We start from the raw sequence: 3023 nt of genomic DNA, 5'->3' as shown, positions 1-3023 counted from the left end.
AAGTTTCCTTATGACACGAAAGGATGCAAGTCAAATATACAATCGGTTGGTTCTGCAATCACATACGCACGCAGATACCTGTTAGGCATGCTTCTTAATGTCGTGAGTGAAGATGATGATACGGATGGGAACACACCTATTAAAAAGGCTTTTCCACAACAGATCAATGAAATCAGAAGACTCGTAGTACAAACCCAAACAGAAGAAGAAAAAATACTTACTTATGTCAACGTCAAAAAGCTCGACGATATGTCTGAAGGACAAGCACAAACGGTATTACATCTTTTGAAAGATAAACAAAACAGGCAAAAGGTAGAAACAGATTCTACTATACAGGATGCCGATATAGCAACACCACACGAACAGGGAACGGTGGTGTGAGATGGAGCAACAAACAGCAGAATGGTTTCAAGCGCGCTTAGGTAAAGTCACTGCTTCAAACGTTTACAACGTACTCAGTAAGACAGCAAAAGGTTTGCCTACAAGTAAATATGAAGACTACAAAACGAAACTCATGACAGAACGCTTAATAGAGGGAATAAGCCAATCTTATACAACACCTGCTATGCAATGGGGCATTGAACATGAAGAGGATGCCTTGAGAGAATATGAATTCATTTATGACACAGAAGTCACAAGATGCGGGTTTATCCCACACCCAAAAATGAAAATGGCGGGGGCAAGTCCTGATGGGTTCATTGGAGAGGACGGTTTAATTGAAGTCAAATGTCCACAATCAACAACTCATCTTCGTTTTTTTATGTATGACGAAATCAAGCCTGAATATCACGCACAAATGCAATTCCAAATGGCTTGTACAGGACGAAAGTGGTGTGATTTCATGAGCTATAATCCAAACTTTGTAGGCAAATCTACTGGTTTGAGAATGAAAGTCAAACGCGTCAACCGTGATGAGCAATACATTGAAGAGATTAATAAAGCGGTCGAAATCTTTTTAGGGGAAATAGAACAAGAGATGCAAAAGATTTTGGCAAAAGCTGCTTAAACCTATGGGGGTGCTCTCTCCTCCCAGCACCCCCACCCATTTACTAACAACTTTTAAGTAATGCATGATTCACGCTACGGGTGGATTGTGCGCAAATCAAGGAAATAAACCATGGAAAAAAAATATGAACTTACTGATGAAACAACTGAGGTTGATGGCAAAACTCTCCACCGCATTCGTGCCTTACGAGACTTTGGTGGTATTAAAGCAGACGACCTAGGCGGTCTTATAGAGCATGAAGGCAACTTATCCCATGAGGGCAATTGTTGGATTTGGTATAAGGCTTGTGTTTTTGGAGATGCACGTGTTTATGGCAATGCACTTGTTTTCGATGAAGCAAAAGTTTCCGATAATGCACATGTTTACGAGAGCGCACACGTTTTCGATGAAGCGCGCGTTTACGGTCGTGCAGAAATTTATGGAGAAGCAAAAGTTTACGGTGAGGCATGCGTTTACGGCAGGGCAGAGGTTTACGATTGTGCACGCGTTTTCGATGAAGCACGTGTTTACGATAAGGCAGAGGTTTACGGTTGTGCACGCGTTTACGATTATGCAAAAGTTTTAGAAAATGCACATGTTTACAGTTATGCATATGTTTCCGATAAGGCAGAAGTTTATGGCAATGCAAAAGTTAAAGACGGACATGTAGGCGATAGTGCAAGGATTTATGGTGATGCTAAAATTTATGATCATGCAGAAGTTTACGGTAATGCATGCGTTTCCCATAATGCAGAGGTTTATGGTTATGCCAAGGTTTTTGGTGATGCCTTGGTTTTTGGCAATGCACATGTTCATGGGCGTGCAAAAGTTTACGATGATGCACGCGTTTACGATGAAGCACGTGTTTACGATAAGGCAGAAATTTACGGAGAAGCAAAAGTTTACGGTGATGCAAAAGTTTACCGTAGCGCACACGTTGATGACTATAACGCCATATCAACTGGAGAAAAGACCAGATGAAAAAATACGAACTGACTGATGAAACAATTGAAATTGGGCGCAAAACTCTCCACCGCATTCGCGCATTGAGAGATTTGGAGGACGTCAAGCAAGGTGATCTTGGCGGCTATATCGAGAAAGAAGATAACCTATCGCATCATGGTAATTGCTGGATTGGTGGTTATGCCAAGGTTTATGATGATGCTAAGGTTTACGAAAATGCACATGTTTACGGTTATGCACATGTTTACGACAATTCTCGTATTTATGGCAAAGCAGAAGTTTTCGATGAACCATGCATTTACGGTCATGCAGAAGTTTACGGTGATGCATATATTTGCGGTGAACCGCACGTTTTTGATAATGCAGAAGTTTATGGCAATGCACAAGTTTACGGTGAGGCATACATTTACGATGGGGCGCGTGTTTACGGCAATGCGCAAGTTTACGGTGATGCGCATGTTTACGGTCATGCAAAAATTTACGGTGAAGCATGTGTATGTTGGGACGACTGGATTGATGGCGATAGAAGAATCTCAACTAGAGAACAAACCAGATGAGAAAATACGAACTGACTGATGAAACAATTGAGTTTGATGGATACATTACGCTTTACCGCATCCGTGCATTGAAAGACTTTGGAGATGTAAAGGCAGGTGATCTTGGCGGCTTTATAGAGCATGAAGACAATTTAAGTCATGAAAACGATTGTTGGATTTATAATGATGCCAAGGCGTATTTGTTTGCCAATATTTACGATAGCGCTAAGGTTTTTGATAACGCACAAGTTGCTTATAATGCAGAGATTTTTGGAAATGCAAAAATTTATAATAACGTCAAAATATATGGAGGTCATATTTTTGGAAGCGTAGAAATTTATGGAAATGTGGTTATCGATAGTGATTCAAGAATTTATGGCGATACAAAAATTTATGATAATTCAGAAGCTTGTAAACGAACTATGACCGCCCAGAACGGCGACTCTTCAGCAAAAGACGACATTCCTTTCTAGCAACACAAACAAAATTTTAACACCAGCGTGATTCACGCCACGAGTGAATTACATCTAAAATGAAGG

Annotated in this window: 5 protein-coding genes; all 5 read left to right on the top strand. The window is 40.6% G+C overall.

The genetic code is table 11. The features are described 5' to 3' along the window. On the top strand, window positions 1-381 hold a 381-nt coding region (locus ACFIJK_RS08975; protein WP_375627554.1), incomplete at its 5' end, for an ERF family protein. A gap of 1 nt (window position 382) precedes the next feature. Beyond that, the gene (locus tag ACFIJK_RS08970; protein WP_375627553.1) at window positions 383-1006 is read left to right on the top strand and encodes a lambda exonuclease family protein; all 624 of its coding nucleotides are present in this window, start codon (window positions 383-385) and stop codon (window positions 1004-1006) included. 111 nt (window positions 1007-1117) lie between these two features. After that, a complete protein-coding gene (locus ACFIJK_RS08965; protein WP_375627552.1) occupies window positions 1118-1966 on the top strand; it encodes a hypothetical protein in 849 nt (282 codons plus the stop codon). Next, window positions 1963-2505: a hypothetical protein gene (locus ACFIJK_RS08960; RefSeq protein ID WP_375627551.1), complete on the top strand. Its 543-nt coding sequence runs from the start codon at window positions 1963-1965 to the stop codon at window positions 2503-2505. Before ACFIJK_RS08965 ends, ACFIJK_RS08960 begins: the two co-directional genes overlap by 4 nt. Then, the gene (locus tag ACFIJK_RS08955; RefSeq protein WP_375627550.1) at window positions 2502-2957 is read left to right on the top strand and encodes a hypothetical protein; all 456 of its coding nucleotides are present in this window, start codon (window positions 2502-2504) and stop codon (window positions 2955-2957) included. The genes ACFIJK_RS08960 and ACFIJK_RS08955 overlap by 4 nt, the downstream gene beginning before the upstream one ends. The last annotated feature ends 66 nt before the right edge of the window (window positions 2958-3023 follow it).

The organism is Bartonella sp. PS17NMGDW, from assembly GCF_042193555.1.
GTDB lineage: Bacteria > Pseudomonadota > Alphaproteobacteria > Rhizobiales > Rhizobiaceae > Bartonella > Bartonella grahamii.
Note: the sequence above shows the minus strand (reverse complement) of the source record. Positions and strands in the feature narration are given on the sequence as shown.

Coding starts and splice junctions, on each gene's coding strand:
- ACFIJK_RS08955 (WP_375627550.1), top strand. CDS start 2,502: ATGAGAAAATACGAACTGACTGATGAAACAATTGAGTTTGATGGATAC.
- ACFIJK_RS08960 (WP_375627551.1), top strand. CDS start 1,963: ATGAAAAAATACGAACTGACTGATGAAACAATTGAAATTGGGCGCAAA.
- ACFIJK_RS08965 (WP_375627552.1), top strand. CDS start 1,118: ATGGAAAAAAAATATGAACTTACTGATGAAACAACTGAGGTTGATGGC.
- ACFIJK_RS08970 (WP_375627553.1), top strand. CDS start 383: ATGGAGCAACAAACAGCAGAATGGTTTCAAGCGCGCTTAGGTAAAGTC.